This is a genomic window from Brevibacillus sp. FW306-2-1A-C05A, assembly GCF_058781555.1.
This window is the reverse complement of the sequence record NZ_JBYSWV010000003.1, coordinates 100592-118279: the sequence shown is the minus strand read 5'-3', so window position 1 is coordinate 118279 and position 17688 is coordinate 100592. Positions and strand designations below refer to the sequence as shown.

Sequence of the window (17688 nt, the reverse complement as noted above, 5' to 3'; positions counted from 1 at the left end):
TGATTTTTTCGCGTGCCTATTGCTGATTGTCCTGGTCTTCGCCCGTCTCCATTTTCACGACTTCTTCCTCGTCGCCATTCATCGCGTTGATGTACACCATGTACGAATTTCCTTCAAAGCTGCCGGTCAGCTCCCAGGTCAAAACTTCCTTGCCGTCGTTTTTCCCTTCGATCAGCGCCAGTCGTTCGTTCGTAACCTTCACGCTCGGATTCACTTTTTTGCGCGCTTCTTCTTTGGAGATGCGCGGCTTGGACAGGATGCGTCGTTTGTGGTTAAACAAGTATTCGGTCGAGTTGAACGCTGTTACTTCCCCGTTGTCCAGCGCAATCTCAATCGTCACCGAATCCGGGTAAATGCGGACGCCGTCCTGGACGGGCACGAACGTAAAGAGGGCATTGCGGTCGTAGCTGTCAATCTCGGAGACGATCATGTTTTCAAAGCCATGCTTGCGCAAAAATTCCTCGCCCCGCTCCTGCGCCTGCTTCATGTCGAGCTTCTCTTCCCCAATCTCGCGCTCGCTCATCATCCAGACGACTTTGCCGCCGCGCTTTGTCACATCGAGGTTAATCGCGGCCTTTTGCCCATTGGGAGTGACGCGGACGCTGTACGCCGTGTAGGTTTGGCCTTTGCCGTTTTCATCTACCTCCACCTTGGCGTCCTGCGCGTTCAGGCGCAAAAATTCCAGTGCGCTTTTCTTCGCGTCCTCCGGAGTGGCTGGCTTGCCGTCGATCCCCTGGATTCGCTGCTGCTTTTTCTTGTCCAGGCTCTGGATGCCGACTCCCCAATCCAGATCGGGAAACTCCTGCACTTTTTTCTCGATCGTCTGAAACCCGTCGACAATCGTGTTGTCCGATTTTTTGTCGTCGGAAGCGAGCGCCGTCTCCACATCCATCCAGCGAAGCTGTTTGTCGATGACGTTGGCCTGGACGTTGCGAAGCTGGTCCTGGATGTCCTTGGCCTGCTTGTGCAAGCTTTTCAACGTGCCGTATTCCTTGTCGCTAAGCGGCTCCTTGTCCAGATCGCGCACAGCGACCCGATACGAAAAATCGGCGACCCGTGACAGCATCTCCTCTGTATTGTTGAAAGGCATCAAGGTCAACGGAAGCTGGCCCACGTCCGACTGCGCCGCATAGGCGAGCCGCCATACATTGGTCAAGGTCGGCGTCATTTGCCGCCGGGAGTTGACCACCAAAGATTTTCCGAGTTCGTCATGCAATTTGTCTATGTGATAGGTCAGATCGTGAAAAGCCCGCTGATACGAGTTCTCTGCCTTAATCAAAACCGAGTTTTTTTCGTTGTGCTCCTGGTAGCCCCACATCCCCGCGCCTACCAAGGCAACCAGAGCGATGGGAAACAAGACACGCGCCGTTGCTCCATATACCATCCCTTGCCACTCCTTTTCTTCTTTTTAAATAGCCGTTACCTGCAGAAGATGTGCTTCCCGATTTTTTTGACTTGCGGCCTGCTCCAAATCCATTTGGATGTCGCCGTTTCCGGATTGAAATAGTAGGTGCAGCCTCCCGACGGGTCCCACCCGTTCAGGGCGTTTTTCACAGCCTTGCGCGCACTTTCATTGGGGGTCAGCCAAATCTGGCCGTCCGCTACAGCCGTAAACGCGCGCGGCTCGAAAATGACCGCAGATGGCGTGTCAGGAAAAGATGGGCTTTTGACGCGGTTTAAAATGACGGCCGCGATCGCCACCTGGCCTTCGAACGGCTCGCCCCTGGCCTCTCCGTACACTGCATTGGCCATCAGCTTCAGGTCATTCTCCGATATGCGCGAAGGATGAAAGCTCGCTTTTGCCTTTGACTGCTTCTCGTTTGCCGGTGCAGCTATCTGTACTTCCCGTGCGGCCGCAGCGCTTTTTTTGCTGGAGAAAAGCTCGTACCCGCCAAAGCCTGCCACTCCAAACAAGATCAACAAACTTGCGATCCAGATTTTTTGCACGGCGAAAATCCTCCTTGGCATGAATTGAAATCTTTGCATAGTGTTAGTGGAGGAAGAATGGATTATGCATGCAAATCCGCCAGAAGGCGCAAGCCCCAGAGGCTTCCAGCACAAAAAGACCGATGCGGCTTGGCATCGGTCTTTTTGTACCGTTTGTTATTCGTTTGTTTACGATTCGTCAATGCGAAAATGCTGGTCGTTGTCGCACAAGCATTGCTTGAATCCCGTTTCCACTTGCCCGCCCGGTTCCCTGCGGCCACGGAGGGTAAATTTTTCTCCACATACATTACATTGAATGGTCACTTTTGCTCGTTCGGATTTCAGCACGTCTCGTCTCCTCCTTATCGTCTATTGTGGACGCGAAGAAAGATTTTTAGAACCGTAATCATGAGCGCGCTGCACCTTTTTCAAGCCTTGCCACCAGAGGACAAGCATGAATGGCACGATGACCACGAGCCAGTTTTGAATGGAGAGAAAAATCGCGTTGTAGAGGGCGTGCAGCCCGATCGGCAACGAGATGGACAGCCAGAGAAAAAGCTTCTCCTGCTCTTTCTTTTGCGAGAACTTCGCTCGCCCCAAATAATAGCCCATCCAGACGGCGAACAGCGCGTGACTGGAGACGGGCAAAAGCGCGCGCCAAAAGGCGATGTTCAAGCCGTTGATAATCAAATAAAACAGGTTTTCCAGAGTGGCAAAACCGAGCGACACGGCGACCGCATAAACAATCCCATCGTAAGGCTCATCGAACTCCACGTGCTTGTAGGCGGTGAAGAAGATGACCATCCATTTGAAAAACTCTTCTACTACAGCGGACTGGATGATTTCCGCGACAACTCCGCTCCGCCAGTTCCATTCTGTCTGCATGATGTACTGGAGCACCATAATCGGAATCACCAGCAGCATCCCAAAGATAAACGACCGGATGACCATAGAGATCGGCTCCGGCTCGAGACTGTCACGCAGGTAAAAATAACTCATGATGGCGATACCGGGGGCTATTGCCGCGCCGATCATTGCAATCATCTTTTATTGCTCCTTTACACAAGGCTGTTATTCATCGTACCATGAATATTGGTTGATGAAAACCCGCTACAGGAGAGAGAGCATGACAAAAAAAATATTGGTAGTCAACACTGGCGGCACCATCGCCATGTCTGTAGATGACACAGAAGGCGTAAAACCGCTGGATGACCAGGCTGTGAACAAAATTCTTCCTTTTTTAGAGCGTTATGCGGACGTCACCATGAAAAATGTACTGAATCTGCCAAGTCCTCACATGACTCCCAAGATCATGAACGACCTGCGCCTGCAAATCGAAGAAGCTTTTCGTCAGGAGCAATACGACGGTGTGGTCATTACGCACGGAACCGATACGCTGGAAGAGACGGCGTATTTTCTCGACCTGACGCTGTCTGTCGACGTGCCGATCGTCGTGACGGGCGCCATGCGCAGCAGCAACGAGCTGGGCGCGGACGGTCCGGTCAACCTGATCTCCTCCGTGCGCACGGCCGCTGATCCCGGAAGCCTGAACAAAGGCGTGCTCGTCGTGTTCAACGATGAGATTCATGCGGCGTGCCACGTCACCAAGACACATACGAGTAATGTCGCCACTTTCCAATCGCCGCAATACGGCCCAATCGGCACCATCGCCAAAAAAAGCGTGCAGTACCACCACGCGCCTTTGGCGCGGGAGCATTACACGATTTCCCATGCCGACGGAAACGTCCCGCTGATTAAAGCAGTCGCTGGCATGGATCCGTCCTGGCTCCAGTTTTTGCTCGACCAGCCGATTGACGGGCTTGTGATTGAAGCGTTCGGCCTCGGCAATTTGCCGCCAGCGATCATCCCGACCTTGCAGCAGTTGCTGGATCGCGGAATCCCGATCGTGCTCGTGTCCCGCTGCTACAACGGGCAAGTACAGGACGTGTACGACTACGAAGGCGGAGGCCGCAAGCTGAAGGAAATGGGCATCATTTTCTCCAACGGGCTCAACGGTCAAAAAGCGCGAATCAAGCTGATCGTCACCCTGCAAAAAACACGCGACTTCCAGGAACTGCAAAAACTATTCGATCAGTAACACGACCGGACAAACCCTCCTCGACCCTTCCAGGAGGGTTTTCCTGTTTCTGTTTCCTGTACGTTCCCGCCCAAACAAAAAGGCTTCGCCACATAAGCGGCGAAGCCCGGTTTTTCTCATATCGGGAAGGTCGTCTGTTTTGCTTATACCCAGCCGCGGAAGCGAGAAGCTTCTGCCATTTTGCGCGCACCGACCATGTAAGCGGAGAGGCGCATGTCCACACGGCGTGTTTGGGACAGGGAGTAAACATTTTCAAACGAGCGAACCATTACTTTTTCCAGTTTCTCTTCTACTTCTTCCTCTGTCCAGTAGTAGCCCTGGTTGTTTTGTACCCATTCGAAGTAGGAAACCGTTACGCCACCGGCACTTGCCAGTACGTCCGGTACGAGCAGGATGCCGCGCTCGGTCAGGATCTTGGTCGCTTCGAGCGTAGTTGGGCCGTTAGCCGCTTCTACGACGATTTGCGCCTTGATGTTGTGAGCGTTTGCAGCAGTGATTTGGTTTTCGATCGCTGCAGGAACGAGAATGTCGCAATCCAGCTCCAGCAGTTCTTTGTTCGTGATCGTGTTGTTGAACAGCTTGGTTACCGTACCGAAGGAGTCGCGGCGATCGAGCAAGTAGTCGATATCCAGACCGTTCGGATCGTGCAGAGCGCCGTAAGCATCGGAAATCCCGACGACTTTTGCTCCTGCATCGTGCATGAATTTCGCCAGGTAGCTGCCTGCGTTACCGAAGCCTTGCACGACAACGCGCGCGCCTTTCACGTCAATGTTGCGGCGTTTTGCAGCTTCGCGAATGCAAATGGTAACCCCTTTGGCTGTCGCTGTCTCGCGTCCATGCGAACCGCCAAGTGCAATCGGTTTACCGGTAATGAAACCAGGTGAGTCAAATTCACGGATACGGCTATATTCGTCCATCATCCAAGCCATGATTTGCGAGTTTGTAAAGACGTCCGGAGCCGGAATGTCTTTTGTCGGCCCCACAAGTTGGCTGATTGCGCGAACGTAACCGCGGCTCAGTCTTTCCAGTTCACGGAAGGACATTTCACGCGGGTCGCAAATGATACCGCCTTTACCACCGCCATAAGGCAGGTCGACGATACCGGCTTTGAGGCTCATCCAGATAGAAAGTGCTTTAACTTCATCCTCAGTAACTTCCGGGTGGAAACGAATGCCCCCCTTGGTCGGACCAACCGCATCGTTGTGCTGAGCACGATAGCCCGTAAACACCTTTACTTCGCCGTTATCCATGCGAACCGGAATGCGTACGGTCAAAACGCGTAGCGGCTCCTTCAAGAGTTCAAACATCGATTCTTGGTAACCTAGTTTGTCCAGTGCTTCCTTGATCACCGTTTGAGTCGAATGCAGCAAGTTCATTGTTTCTTGCTTTTCTTTCCCTTCGGTGCTTTCGGTTACCACGTCTTGATTACCCATTACTTACCACCTCAAAAATGTTATCGGTCAATGCAGCCTTTAGTATACACGCTTGTATCAGGGTTGAGAAGCGTAAAAAAGTTTTTTTTCCATTTCGAAAACGTTTTCTCCGGCTCATCTGCATATAAATACAACGATTTCCCCGCCAGTCGCAACTGGAAACGAAAAGCGCCCATGCACCTTGACATGGCGTAAAACGTACATCCCTTGGTTGTTGTAGTGTACCCAACGCGCATTCTTTCATGACGGGGCAAGTGAAATTATGCCATAATGGAAACAGTAATTCTGGAAGTTTATTCACGGAGGCGTTTTTATGAAAAAAAATAAGATTTTGTTCGTTTTCGCTCATCCTGACGACGAAACCTTCGCGTCCGGCATTACGATTTCCAAATATACCCAAGAAAACATAGCAGAATGCCACCTGCTCTGCGCCACCAGGGGCCAAGCAGGCAAACCCGGCAATCCACCGCTCTGCACCATCGAGCAACTGCCCGCGTATCGCGAGCAGGAATTGAGAGAGGCGGCTTCCATCCTCGGGCTTGCGAGCGTGGACATATGGGACTACCAGGATAAGCTGCTGAACACCGTGCCCGTCCAGGAACTGGTGGAACGCATCCACCAGGCGGTCGCAAAAATCGAGCCTCATGTACTCGTCACTTTTGCCCCGCATGGCATTTCCGGTCATCCGGACCACCAGGCGATCTCTCTCGCAACGACCCAGGCTGTCCAGTCCTTGGGCACGGCGACGAGCGTTCGCAAGCTGTACTACGCAACCCGCGCCTCCAACGGGCCATTCGGGGCCGTACAGCCGCCGTTTTCCGATCCGATCGAAAGCATTACCACCATCGTTGACGGGCCGGCGTACAAGCCGCAGGTGGCTGCTGCTCTGCGCGCCCACCGCACCCAGCATCTGTCCGTAGAGCGCGTGTTCCCTGGCGTCACTGCCGGCGGCTTTGAATCGGTGCCTCCGAGCAATCACTACATTCTGGCCTGGCACAACCTTCCCGACTACACGGTCGCAGGCAAGGAAGCCGACTTTTTCGCCGGCCTCGACAGCCCCGAGTAACCTGAGACAGCAAAAGCACCTAGTTGATGGACTAGGTGCTGTTTATTCTCCCAGGCATTTCATCCTTTTGCTTACGTGAAATGTCTGCATATTTCCTTGACAGCATCGTCGGCAACGACAACTTTGCCATATTCCTCCAGTACATAAATCGTTGTCGGCGTCGCTTCCCCGTACTCAGAGAGGATCGCAATCAACTTGTGGTATCGCTCCTGATCCAATTCCACCTCTTCCAAGACCAGGTGGTATTTCCCCTGGTAGAAGTAGGCCGACCCTCCATTGGTCAGCAAGGCATTGATACGATGGGCAGCTTCAACCATATGCTCAAAGTCACGGAAGGCGTAGATAATCAGGTCGCTTTCCTCTAGGGTGACTTCTAATTCGTACACTTCTTCGTCCTCAAATTCTTCTTCTTTTCCGTCCTTTGAGCCTGTTTTGCCGCGAGTTACGATCACGACCATTCCCTGAGCTGGCAAGGCGAACACTTCAACTGCAACAGGCCCTGACACTTCGAATCCCAATTCGTGATAAGCCTGCTCCATCATGTCGTTGAACAGTTCATGAACTTTAGGAATGTCACGCCACATGTCTTCTTTTTCTATCCCGCGCTCTGTTAGGTCGTCAAACGTTAAAAAGATTCGTATTTTGTCTTGACCAAGGCGTTCAACACGCATGACTGTCCCTCCTCGCCATCCAGTCGTACTACAAAATATGATGCTAAGCCTGTAAGAGTTCTCCGCATTTTCCGACGAATGCCCGTGCTGCATTCAACCATTTTTTCGCAGATGGGAAAATCCGGGGTAGTCCTATCATATCACATTTAGTAGCAGGAACATAGCACCTGACACTCTCCGAGGCTCTTCGCGCACTTTCGCACGCACGTGTCGATTCGGACGCTTGAAAAGCAGACTTTGTAGCAGCCTGACGCTTCCTGCGCTTTCCCAGGAAAAGCTGCTCGTTTATCGCCATCCAATCATGAGCGCGACTGCGGCCGCCAGGAAGGTGGGAACGGGCATTTTGACAAATTGGATCAGCAGAACAAAAAAGGAGAAGAAGCATAAAGGGGCGTGAACCCATCCCGTCTGCAGCATTCGGCCGTACAAAAACTGGCTGACATGAAAATGCAGCAGGCCGAACAACAAGAGGCAAGCCCCGCTGAACAACAGCAGTGACAGCAAAATCTCCACGGGCGAAAACAGAAACATCGACACCCAGTCTCCGAATCGCTCCAGATGCATATGTTTGGCGGGAAAAACGTGCTGGGCAGCACTTCCCAATAGCCATGCCAGAAGTCCGACAAACAGGCTTCTTCCCATTACCAGCATGATTCTAGGGCCTCCCGATTGTTTCTTCCCCCCATATATATTGATTCCGGCTAGTTCGGGTTCCGCGTCCATTTGCTCAAGCAAGAAAAAAACGCCGCACGCTTCGGCGTTTGCTTTTTTCCCAAAACGTCCGCCCTGCTCCCCCTGCAAAGGGGCTATTTCTGTTCAAACGGCAGCTCGCCATCCAGCTCGCGAAGTCGCTTCTGAATCCAGATCGCCGCCTGTGCGCCATCCCCCATCGCGATCGCGACCTGCTGGGAATGAACGGCGATGTCACCGACTGCCCACAGATTGCGATGATCGGTTTCTTTTGTGCGCGGATCGGTGCGCACGTGTCCTTTTTCATTGATATGTACGGAAAAAGCTTGCAACAGCCCGGTCTGGGCCTGCGCCCCGGGAAAGGCCAAAAAGGCGCGGGTCACGGTCAACTTTTCCCCTGAGGAAAGCTCTAATCGTTGCAAGAGGCCATCTGCTTGCACGAGCTTTTCCACACGCGCAGCGCGATAGCCAATCCCCAGCCTGTCCAGCAGCGCCTGCTCCTCTTCGTCGATTTCGCTGCCGCCGTGATTGACGACGACCAGCTTTTTCGTGTAGAAAAACAGATCGCCTGCCATCTGGACAGCGTGTGAGCCATCGCCAATCACCGCCGTTGTCTGTCCGACGCTCTCGTACCCGTCGCAATCCGGGCAAATAAAAACAGACAGCCCGAGACAGTCGCGCAGTTCGGCAATCGCCGGAAAAGGGTCCGCCATTCCCGTCGCCATGACGAGCGTTTTCGCCTGCAACGCCTGTGCGCCCGCTCTCGTTTTCGTGGTTACCCGGAAGCTTCCCTCCGGATTTGCGACAAGCCCCGTCACTTCATCCGCAATGAACTCGGCGCCGTATTGCGCGGCCTGCTTCCGCCCTTCCCGGCGAAAAAAATCGCCGCTGACCCCTTCCGAGAATCCGAGGATGTTCCGGTAGTTTTTGGCGACCGCCGACCGTCCTCCCGGCACGTCGATGACCGCCACGCGGCGAGGGCTTCTGGCGAGCTGGATCGCCGTCTGCAAGCCCGCTATTCCCCCGCCTACAATGATCGTATCGTACATCGCTAGCCCTCCACTGATCCGTCTACTGCCTTTAGCATAACCGCAGGCGGCGGGAACGATTACGGAGAGAGCGGCACGAAGACCACCTTTCCTTCTGCCAGTTGCGTTTCCGCGTTCAGCCCGTTGTATTTGGCAATGCGGGCGACGTTGGAATTGTTGCCGTAATATTTGCGGGACAGCATGAACAGCGTCTCTCCCTTTTGTACGACGTGCTTGACGACTTTTGGCTTCTGGGCTGGTTGTACCGGCTTCTGTTCAGGAGCTGGCTGTGCCGGAGCAGGAGCAGCAGATGCGCTCTCGGTTTTTTGCTGGACGGGCTTGCTCTCGGTTTGCGGAGCTACTGCCGCGCTTGTGCTGGCCGGAGCGCTGCTTGCGGCAGTAGCAGGCGGCGAAGCGGCAACAGACGCAGATTCAGTCTGCTCGGCTGGCTGCGCAGTCTCTGCGGGAGTAGACGGGAGCGCCACCGATGTTGGCTCGCTGGCGGCTGTTTCCGTTTCCGCTCCCGTTTCTGCTTCGGCTGCCGCCGTCTTCGCTTCGCCTGCCTCTGGCGGCGTCAAGATCATGTCGACGGCTTCTGCCTGTTCCCGGGCTACATTCGCCTTGTACAGCTCCAGGCCGATCAGCCCGAAAAAAACAAGTCCAAATACCAAGAGTCCCGACCGAACCCATGTTTTCAATCCCACTGACGCTTTTGGGCGGGTATGACGGGAGCGTCGAGGCGGCAATTGGTTCGTCTGCAAATTCACTCTTCCTCCCCCTTTTCCTTTTTCAAAGTCTTTTGCAGATAAAAGGCCAATGAAACATCAATGGCAATATGCGCGACGATGGGCGGCCACAAAGAGCCGTGCCAATCCATCAGCAGCCCCAACAGCCAGCTCGTGCCATACACGCTCGCGATTAACAGCGGCTTTTTCAAATAGCGCACATGTACGAGCGTAAAGATGAGGCTCGTCCAGGCATTCCCGGCAAACGGCTGGATCACGCCGCGAAACAGCCATTCCTCGCCAATACCGACGATGACGCATACGAGCACCGTCAGGCTGGAAGACATGGCTCCAAACACTTTTTCGTTGATGCTGCCGTCGTCCTGCCAGCGTCTGGGTAAATAGGTTTCCATGGCAATGCTGAAGAGCACAATCCCCGCTGCCACACCGCACGCAAGGCCGATTCCCTTCCACCCCGGGAAGCTGAACAAGCCAAGCGTCCCTTGCCATCCGTGGACCCAGAAGCTGCTTGCCGCTGCCGCCGCCAAAACCAACGCCTGGGTCAGCCACAGATTCAGCCGCAGCGTCGCTTCATCCACCTCTAGCCCACTTTCTTTCACGTAATCGTTCTCTCCTTTTATTTTTTCGGCAAAAGCTTGTCCAATGCCTGCCGCAAACTCCAACTGTTTTGTGCTTCCGGCTGCATCAGCGCGGGCTGCTGCCCTTCGTAAGCTTGCCGCTGCAATCCGCAGCGCGAGCAGCAAAAACGGTCATAGCCGTGGTCTGCTTCGCCAAAGTATTGATTCAAATGCTTGCGCAGACAACTGTCAGCGAGCACGTACGATACCATTTCGGACAACTTTTTTCGCTTGACGGCCTTTCGCTTTTCCGTCTCCTGCCAAATATCATGGACGGGATTGGCTATTTCGTGTGTGCTGCTCACCTGCGCCCGGGACAGGGCACGCTCTGTATAAAAGGTGAGCATGGCCGCCATTTCCTCGGACATGTCGATCATGGCCAATGCCTGGGCATCCAGGGCCGCTCCCCCGCGGTAATATTGGATAAACTGCTGGATTTGCACAGGAGTCGGGTATTCCTTGTCCAGCATGTACTGATGAATCTGGATGTCCTCCTGGGCGTACAGCAGCATGGCATAGCCGGGCCGTCCATCGCGGCCGACCCTGCCGATCTCCTGCGAGTACGCCTCCAGGCTTGCTGGCATCTGGTAGTGAATGACGTAGCGAATATCCGGCTTGTCGATGCCCATGCCAAATGCGTTCGTCGCGATGATGACGTCCAGTTCGCCCGCCAGAAACTGCGTCTGGATCAGCATCCGCTCTATGCTGTTCATGCCTCCGTGGTAACCGTCCACGCGCCTTTTCCCGTCGAGCTGATACGCAGCCACGAGCACATCGACGGCCTGCCGCGTGCTGCAATAGACGATTCCCGGCCCTTCCAGCCTGTCCATCAGCTCGAACGTCAGTTGGCGCCGCTCGCTTTCCCCGTTCACTTCCGCCAGATCAAACGCGATGTTTGCCCGATTGAGCGATTGCACGACGACATGTTCCTGCGCAATCCCGAACAGGGAGCAGATTTCATTGCGCACCGCTGTCGTCGCCGTCGCGGTCACAGCCAGCACGGGCGGATTGCCGAGCTGTTTTAGCGTGTCCGGCAGCCGCAAGTAATCGGTGCGAAAATCGTGTCCCCACGCGGAGATGCAGTGGGCTTCGTCAATCGCCAGAAGCGACACCCGCGCGCGGCCCAGCACTTGCTGGACGTAGGGCTGCTGCAGCTTTTCCGGCGAAATGTACAGCAGCTTGCAGGCGCCAGCCGCGATCTTCTGCAACACTTCCCGCGCCTCTGCCGGGTCTTGCGTGCTGTTTAAATAGGCGGCAGGTATGCGCCTTTTCGTGCGCAGTTGCTGAACCTGATCGACCATGAGCGAAATGAGCGGGGAAACCACCACCGTGATACCCGGCAACAGCAAGGCAGGAAGCTGATAGGTGACCGATTTCCCGCCGCCCGTTGCCATCAGGCCGAGGACGCTCTGTCCGCCTAGCACTCGTTTTATGATAGCCGCTTGGCCCGGCCGGAATGCCTCGTAGCCGAAATACTCCTTCAAATAGTCGTGCAACTCTTTATCCATTCGTCTCCCCCTGCCTGCGGGCCAACGCCAGACGGATTTGCAAATAGCTGACGGCAGGCCCGACGTGGTCCTTGATGAGCCGCAGTCTGCTCGTTTGCAACGCTTCGCTTGCGGCGACGATCACGCTGCGCGTCTCGGGGGACAAATAGGCCGATTCATCCCACTCCGGACAGCGCAGGGCAATTTCCACGAGATGATCTTCGACCGTGCTTTCTTTCATTTGCCGTCTGACGGCGATCTCCGCCTTGCTCCAGCCTCGCTGCACCATGGCATACGTCCGGGCCGCGCTGTCGCTCAACCGCGGATCGAGCTTGTTTTCCCGGGTGACCAGCCGGGAAAGCAGCGGAAACGCCTCTGCTTCCTTCATCAGCCGTTGCATCGAGGCAGCCAGCCCATAGCGGAACAACAGCGTCAGATAGACGTGCGTCACCTGCTGTTGCTTCGCCAGTTGTCCAAGCGTTTTTCCCACCTGCGAGATGCCGGATAGTTGAGTGACCAGCAGCTTTTGCACCTCGGGCGCAAGCGGCTCCCACAGCCGGTACAGCTCCTCGGCCAGCCCGTCTGTCCATACCGCTCTCGCCTCTTTCGGCTGCAACTGCTCCTTGACCCAAAGCTGGACGGATTTGTCGGTCACGACAGGCGTAAACCCAAGGTCTTTTCCCAGCATTTGCGACACCGTTTGCACCAGAAGGTGAAGCCGCTGCCAAAACGTCTCGATGCGCGAAGCGAAATCAAACTGCGTAAAGGGCGCAAACCAGACGGCGAAGCGGTATTTCTCATACGCCTCCCGGGCAGACTGGCAGCCTGTTTCGGTGACCAAAAACGTCGGCTTGGGGCTTGCCCCTTCCCCTTCCCGCTGTTGCAAATGCCCTTTTTGAAACAAAGTTGCAACAATTTTATCCCAATCCTCTTTTGAAAAACCGGGAAACATCCGATAATACGGATAAAGGTTGTACAAATGCACATCCTGCAGGGTCTGATTCGCTTTTCTGCCGCGCAGTATGTAGTAGGCTGACTGAAGCGTTCTCTCGTTCGCCAGAGGAATCATCGCATTCAGGGCGACAGCGCATAGAAGCTCAAGTTCCTCTGCCACACTGTTTTGACTGTTCATTGGTACTCCTTGCACTTTTCCTTTTTATTTTTGGCGGGCATGGCAGCCTGCACCATTTTTGCTGGATTGGATTTGGAGGATTTCTTTATGACAAAACGATTGAAAAAGTCAGAATTTATGATGGCGTACATGATCATCATAACACTTGCATGCGGGGTTGGTGGATTTTTTTTCGGCGCCCATTATATGAAGTCATCGATTGAAGCCGAGCAGGCGGCTGCGCTGGAAGCCAAACAAAAAGAAGCGGAAAAGGAAAAGCTCCTGCGCGAGCAAAAGCTGTACAGCGAGCAGGACTTCATCCGCTTTTACTACGCCGTGTACGCGCCGGCGCTTGAACTGAAACAGGCGCATTTCGATGCGATGGCAAATTGGGGAAGCCTCGATCAGAAAGGCCGCTCTGACGCGTTGAAGCAGTTGGAAAAGCTCGCCGAGCAGACGCTGAAGGAGTTGGAAAAAAAGGTGCCGCTCCCGACCTCTCCGCTGCTGACACAAGCACACGCCAATTTTACGAACAGTGTACGGGCTTATTTGGATAGTATGGAGAGAATCCGTTCCGATCAGAATAGTAATGCCGCAACGCCTGCTGCCATCGCCTCCAACTTGACTTTATCCCAGAACAGTTGGTTGACGGCCCAGGAAATGGTCTATCATTCCGTCGCGGCCTGGGAATCGGCGTATGTCGAGAAAAAACCGATGCCACAAACAGCGCCTGCAACCGTTACGGCAGCGCAGTGGAAGCAGTACCCTTTTCACTACCGGACTTATTTGGCCGCCCTGTTCATGTCTGCGAACAAGCATTGGGACAGCTACAATCCGGAAGATTTGACCGCCCGCCTCGACCTGCTGCTTGCTTCCAGCGAGTCGCAAACGTTGGGAATCACGGATGTGGCAGCGGCAGTGAAGGTGTTGCATGCAACCGATGCCGTCCACTTTGGCGATTTCAAGAAGTTGAATGGCAAGCTTTACTCCGTACTGAACACCCCTGAAATCCCGCTTTACAAGTAGTCGTACATTTTTAGACTGATTCAATCTTGAAATCTTGTGAACAAGAGCATACAATTGTCTATGACAGTGGACGTACCACTTGTAACGGGAGGTGAAACCACAATGACTACATGGGTAGATAAAGATACTTGTATTGCTTGCGGTGCCTGTGGCGCCACGGCCCCTGACGTTTTTGACTACGACGACGAGGGCCTTGCGTTCAACAAGTTGGATGACAACTCTAACAGTGTTGAAATCCCGGATATCCTGCAAGACGACGTTCGCGACGCTGCGGAAGGATGCCCGACCGACTCTATCAAAGTGGAATAGGATTCCAAGAACAAAACCTCTTACGTACTTTGTATGTAAGAGGTTTTTCAGTTTTCTCCCCTGAACGGCTGATCGACATTTTCCCGTTTCTTATTTTTTGATTTTTCGGTAAGATAAAATCATGCAGAAAAACCGAACATTCCGGCGCATTTTTCCCATTTTTTGTGAGACAAATATCTTAACGTTCGGTTTTTGGTTGTTTTCTAGCTCTTACCCACTCCCTGATCGCTATTATTCACGAACGATAAATCTATTTTTTTTGACATTGTTCATTTTTTCTTGTTTTTGTTCTTGACGGTGTCATTTTGCCGTGATATCTTTAGTACAAATCTTACGAAACACCACATCACCAACAGCGATGACGAAGAAATGCTGTGGCCCCGGAAATCCTCAGAGAGCCGATGATTGCTGCGAATCGGCGGTTTCTACCACAGATAAGCACTTCCGAGCTGCTGCGCTGAACGGACGATTTTTCCCGTCCCAGTAGGTGCGAACGGTAGATCCGTTATCTCTACAGGTCATGTACCTGCCAAGGCTCCTTTTTGAGAAAAAGGGAGCGAATGAGGGTGGCACCGCGAAGCAAAGCCTCTCGTCCCTCACTGTTCTGTAATAGGAGCAGTGTGAGAACGGGAGGTTTTTTTATTGATTTATTTAGGAGGAGAGAGACATGTTCACTGACAAACTGATTTTGCGCATTCCCGGCCCTACCCCGATCCCCCCTCGCGTGCAGTTGGCGATGAGCCAGCCGATGATCGGACATCGCAGCGGCAAATTTTCCGCTCTGTTCGCTCGCACGGCGGAACGACTGAAGCCTTACTTCGGTACGACCCAGGACGTGTACATCTTGGCTGGCAGCGGAACCGCCGCGCTGGAAACAGGCGTCGTGAACACTCTGCAGCCTGGAGATGAGGCAGCGATTCTCGTCAGCGGCGCTTTCGGCGAGCGTTTCGCCAAAATTTGCGAGCGCTACGGCGTGGTTGCCCACCGTCTGGAGGTTCCTTGGGGGCAGGCCGTTACACCAGAGCTGCTGGAAGCTTTCCTCAAGGAAAAACCGCAAGTAAAAGCGGTATTCGCGACCTACTGTGAAACATCTACCGGGGTGCAAAACCCGATTGCCGAGCTTGCCAAAACGATCCGTACCCATTCGGACGCGCTGTTCATCGTGGACGCGGTTAGCTGCCTGGGCGCTGTCCCTTGCGAAATGGACGCCTGGGGTGTCGACATCGTCGTGACCGGCTCGCAAAAAGCGTTTATGCTGCCAACCGGCCTTGCTTTTCTGGCGGCGAGCGAACGCGCCTGGAAAGTCATCGAAGCGAACAAGCCGCTCGCTTTTTATCTCGACCTGAAGGCGTACAAAAAAAGCCTCGCCGAGCAAACAACGCCGTACACCCCTGCCGTCTCGCTCATTTTCGGTCTGGCCGAGGTGCTCGATATGCTCGACGAGGAAGGCTTGCCTGCGATCATCAAACGCCATGAGCTGATGCGCGACATGACCCGCGCAGCCATGCGGGCGTTGAACGTCAACCTGATGGCCGACGACGCTTACGCCGCTCTGACCGTCACTTCCTGCGATCCTCAAGGGGCGTTTGACGCAGAAGCGCTGCGCAAGGTGCTGACGAAGCAGTACAACGTCACCATCGCCGGCGGCCAACAACATTTGAAGGGGAAAATTTTCCGCATCGGGCACATGGGCTATTGCGAGCCGCTCGATGTCCTGCAAGTGATTTCCGCGATTGAAATGTCGCTCCACCAGATCGGTGCTCCAGTCGAACTGGGTGCCGGTGTCAAAGCTGCTCAGGAGGTGCTCATTGCACATGTATAAAGTTCTCATTACTGACCCACTTAGCGAATTTGGTATCCAGCAACTGCTGGACGCAGAAGATGTCGAAGTCGTCCGCAAAACCAACCTCTCTCCTGCTGAGCTGATCGAAGTCATCGGCGACTACGACGCCTTGCTCGTCCGCAGCCAAACACAGGTGACAGCCGAGGTGCTCGCCGCCGGGAAGAACCTGAAAGCAGTCGGCCGCGCTGGCGTAGGCGTGGACAATATCGACATCGCCGCAGCGACCCAGGCGGGTATCCCGGTCATCAATGCGCCGGACGGCAATACGATTTCCACCGCCGAGCATTCCTTCGCCATGCTGATGGCAGTCGCTCGCAACATCCCGCAGGCGCACAAAAAGCTGGTCGACGGCACTTGGGACCGCAAAAGCTTCCAAGGAGTGGAGTTGAACAAAAAAGTGCTCGGCGTCATCGGCATGGGCCGGATCGGCTCCGAGGTCGCCAAACGGGCCAAAGCGTTTGGGATGAGCGTCATGGGCTACGACCCGTTCATGACGGAAGAACGCGCGCAAAAAATGGGCGTCATCCACGCGACTGTCGATGAGATTTGCCGTCAGGCCGATTTCATCACCGTTCACACCCCGCTGACAAAAGAAACACGCCACATCATCAGCACGCGTGAATTTGCCAAGATGAAGGAAGGCGTGCGTCTCATCAACTGCGCGCGCGGCGGCATCATCGACGAGAAAGCGTTGTACGAAGCCATCACAAGCGGCAAAGTCGCCGGAGCCGCTCTGGACGTATTCGAGGAAGAGCCGCCTGTCGACAACCCGCTGGTCGGCCTGCCGCAAGTGGTCACGACCCCTCACCTGGGCGCTTCGACAGTGGAAGCGCAGGAAAACGTCGCGGTCGACGTTTCCGAGGAGATTTTGAAGGTACTGCGCGGCGAGCCGTTCAAAAACGCCGTAAACCTGCCGTCCATCCCTGCACACGTGATGGAAAAGGTGCAGCCGTACTTCCAGCTCGGTGAGAAGCTGGGCCATTTCCTCGCCCAAGTGACTGTCGGTTCGATCTCCGAGGTGGCAATCAAATACAGCGGCGAGCTGACCGACGTGGATACGTCGCCACTGACCCGTACCGTCCTGAAGGGCGTCTTGTCCTTCCGCCTCGGCGAAGTCGCGAACTACGTGAATGCGCCGCTGCTGGCAAAAGTGCGCGACATCACCGTTACCGAGCAAAAGGCGGCGCAAAACAAAGGCTTTACCAACCTGCTGACGGTTACCCTGAAGACGACGCAAGAAACTCGCACCGTTGCGGGTACGCGTCTCAACGGCTACGGCGCGCGGATTGTGAAAATTGACGACTTCGCCATCGACGTGGCGCCAGAAGGCTATCTGCTCTATATTCACCACAACGACCGCCCCGGTGTCATCGGACGCGTCGGTTCCATCCTTGGCGAAAACAGCGTCAACATCGCGACGATGCAAGTAGGGCGCCGCGATGTCGGCGGAGACGCGATCATGATGCTGTCTGTAGACAAACCGCTGACCCCCGAGCTGCTCGATACGATGGGCGAGCTGGCCGAAGTGAAAAGCGTCACGCAAATTGAACTGTAGGCGGTTTTTCCCGCTTCATTTTTCGCCGAAAAGACCTGGCTGCGCGCCGGGTCTTTTGCTTTACCCTCCATTTTGTTAGCGC

Annotated in this window: 18 protein-coding genes and 1 other annotated feature; of the genes, 6 read left to right on the top strand and 12 right to left on the bottom strand. The window is 54.5% G+C overall.

What is annotated here, in order from left to right; genetic code table 11:
- Positions 1 to 16: 16 nt before the first annotated feature.
- The 4 genes from ypeB to prsW form a co-directional block, all read right to left on the bottom strand.
- The gene (ypeB, locus tag AC3WJN_RS04565) at positions 17 to 1384 is read right to left on the bottom strand and encodes a germination protein YpeB (RefSeq protein WP_025843784.1); all 1368 of its coding nucleotides are present in this window, start codon (positions 1382 to 1384) and stop codon (positions 17 to 19) included.
- 35 nt (positions 1385 to 1419) lie between these two features.
- Positions 1420 to 1947 (bottom strand): cell wall hydrolase, encoded by a 528-nt coding sequence (locus AC3WJN_RS04560; RefSeq protein WP_007785476.1) that lies wholly within the window; start codon positions 1945 to 1947, stop codon positions 1420 to 1422.
- A 168-nt stretch (positions 1948 to 2115) separates the two neighbouring features.
- Complete coding sequence (locus tag AC3WJN_RS04555) at positions 2116 to 2274, bottom strand: hypothetical protein (RefSeq protein WP_005831362.1); 159 nt, start codon at positions 2272 to 2274, stop codon at positions 2116 to 2118.
- Between the two features lie 21 nt (positions 2275 to 2295).
- Positions 2296 to 2970, bottom strand: a complete 675-nt coding sequence (gene prsW / locus AC3WJN_RS04550; RefSeq protein ID WP_005831364.1) for a glutamic-type intramembrane protease PrsW — start codon at positions 2968 to 2970, stop codon at positions 2296 to 2298.
- Between the two features lie 82 nt (positions 2971 to 3052).
- On the opposite strand from prsW, the gene AC3WJN_RS04545 reads away from it, so the two are divergent.
- Positions 3053 to 4024, top strand: coding sequence for an asparaginase (locus AC3WJN_RS04545; protein WP_005831366.1), 972 nt, complete (start codon positions 3053 to 3055; stop codon positions 4022 to 4024).
- A gap of 143 nt (positions 4025 to 4167) precedes the next feature.
- On the opposite strand, the gene AC3WJN_RS04540 is transcribed toward AC3WJN_RS04545, so the two are convergent.
- Entirely contained in the window at positions 4168 to 5400 is a 1233-nt protein-coding gene (locus tag AC3WJN_RS04540; RefSeq protein ID WP_085974920.1) for a Glu/Leu/Phe/Val family dehydrogenase, read from the bottom strand.
- Between the two features lie 370 nt (positions 5401 to 5770).
- Between AC3WJN_RS04540 and AC3WJN_RS04535 the strand changes: the two genes are divergently transcribed.
- Positions 5771 to 6523: a PIG-L deacetylase family protein gene (locus tag AC3WJN_RS04535; protein ID WP_007785483.1), complete on the top strand. Its 753-nt coding sequence runs from the start codon at positions 5771 to 5773 to the stop codon at positions 6521 to 6523.
- Positions 6524 to 6594: 71 nt separating this feature from the next.
- Here the strand turns inward: AC3WJN_RS04535 and AC3WJN_RS04530 are convergent, their stop codons facing one another.
- The 7 genes from AC3WJN_RS04530 to AC3WJN_RS04500 all read right to left on the bottom strand — a co-directional run bounded on the left by AC3WJN_RS04530 (position 6595) and on the right by AC3WJN_RS04500 (position 12894).
- Complete coding sequence (locus AC3WJN_RS04530; RefSeq protein WP_007785485.1) at positions 6595 to 7194, bottom strand: genetic competence negative regulator; 600 nt, start codon at positions 7192 to 7194, stop codon at positions 6595 to 6597.
- A 285-nt stretch (positions 7195 to 7479) separates the two neighbouring features.
- Positions 7480 to 7845, bottom strand: coding sequence for a hypothetical protein (locus tag AC3WJN_RS04525; RefSeq protein ID WP_005831375.1), 366 nt, complete (start codon positions 7843 to 7845; stop codon positions 7480 to 7482).
- 155 nt (positions 7846 to 8000) lie between these two features.
- On the bottom strand, positions 8001 to 8933 hold the full coding sequence (locus AC3WJN_RS04520; RefSeq protein WP_007785488.1) for an NAD(P)/FAD-dependent oxidoreductase: 933 nt from the start codon (positions 8931 to 8933) through the stop codon (positions 8001 to 8003).
- A gap of 59 nt (positions 8934 to 8992) precedes the next feature.
- Positions 8993 to 9583 carry a LysM peptidoglycan-binding domain-containing protein gene (locus tag AC3WJN_RS04515; protein ID WP_237716678.1) on the bottom strand — a complete coding sequence of 197 codons (591 nt, stop codon included), beginning with the start codon at positions 9581 to 9583 and terminating at the stop codon, positions 8993 to 8995.
- Between the two features lie 92 nt (positions 9584 to 9675).
- Positions 9676 to 10257, bottom strand: coding sequence for a CPBP family intramembrane glutamic endopeptidase (locus AC3WJN_RS04510; RefSeq protein ID WP_007785490.1), 582 nt, complete (start codon positions 10255 to 10257; stop codon positions 9676 to 9678).
- A 17-nt stretch (positions 10258 to 10274) separates the two neighbouring features.
- The gene (locus AC3WJN_RS04505; RefSeq protein ID WP_005836239.1) at positions 10275 to 11783 is read right to left on the bottom strand and encodes a RecQ family ATP-dependent DNA helicase; all 1509 of its coding nucleotides are present in this window, start codon (positions 11781 to 11783) and stop codon (positions 10275 to 10277) included.
- Positions 11776 to 12894 carry a YpbB family protein gene (locus AC3WJN_RS04500; RefSeq protein ID WP_007785492.1) on the bottom strand — a complete coding sequence of 373 codons (1119 nt, stop codon included), beginning with the start codon at positions 12892 to 12894 and terminating at the stop codon, positions 11776 to 11778. Before AC3WJN_RS04500 ends, AC3WJN_RS04505 begins: the two co-directional genes overlap by 8 nt.
- A 186-nt stretch (positions 12895 to 13080) precedes the next feature.
- Between AC3WJN_RS04500 and AC3WJN_RS04495 the strand changes: the two genes are divergently transcribed.
- The 4 genes from AC3WJN_RS04495 to serA all read left to right on the top strand — a co-directional run bounded on the left by AC3WJN_RS04495 (position 13081) and on the right by serA (position 17606).
- On the top strand, positions 13081 to 13899 hold the full coding sequence (locus AC3WJN_RS04495; RefSeq protein ID WP_235694603.1) for a hypothetical protein: 819 nt from the start codon (positions 13081 to 13083) through the stop codon (positions 13897 to 13899).
- A 102-nt stretch (positions 13900 to 14001) separates the two neighbouring features.
- On the top strand, positions 14002 to 14208 hold the full coding sequence (locus AC3WJN_RS04490) for a ferredoxin (protein ID WP_005836244.1): 207 nt from the start codon (positions 14002 to 14004) through the stop codon (positions 14206 to 14208).
- A gap of 349 nt (positions 14209 to 14557) precedes the next feature.
- Positions 14558 to 14808, top strand: a binding site (T-box leader).
- 67 nt (positions 14809 to 14875) lie between these two features.
- Positions 14876 to 16030: a pyridoxal-phosphate-dependent aminotransferase family protein gene (locus AC3WJN_RS04485; protein ID WP_007785494.1), complete on the top strand. Its 1155-nt coding sequence runs from the start codon at positions 14876 to 14878 to the stop codon at positions 16028 to 16030.
- Positions 16023 to 17606 carry a phosphoglycerate dehydrogenase gene (gene serA, locus AC3WJN_RS04480; protein ID WP_007785496.1) on the top strand — a complete coding sequence of 528 codons (1584 nt, stop codon included), beginning with the start codon at positions 16023 to 16025 and terminating at the stop codon, positions 17604 to 17606. The genes AC3WJN_RS04485 and serA overlap by 8 nt, the downstream gene beginning before the upstream one ends.
- The last annotated feature ends 82 nt before the right edge of the window (positions 17607 to 17688 follow it).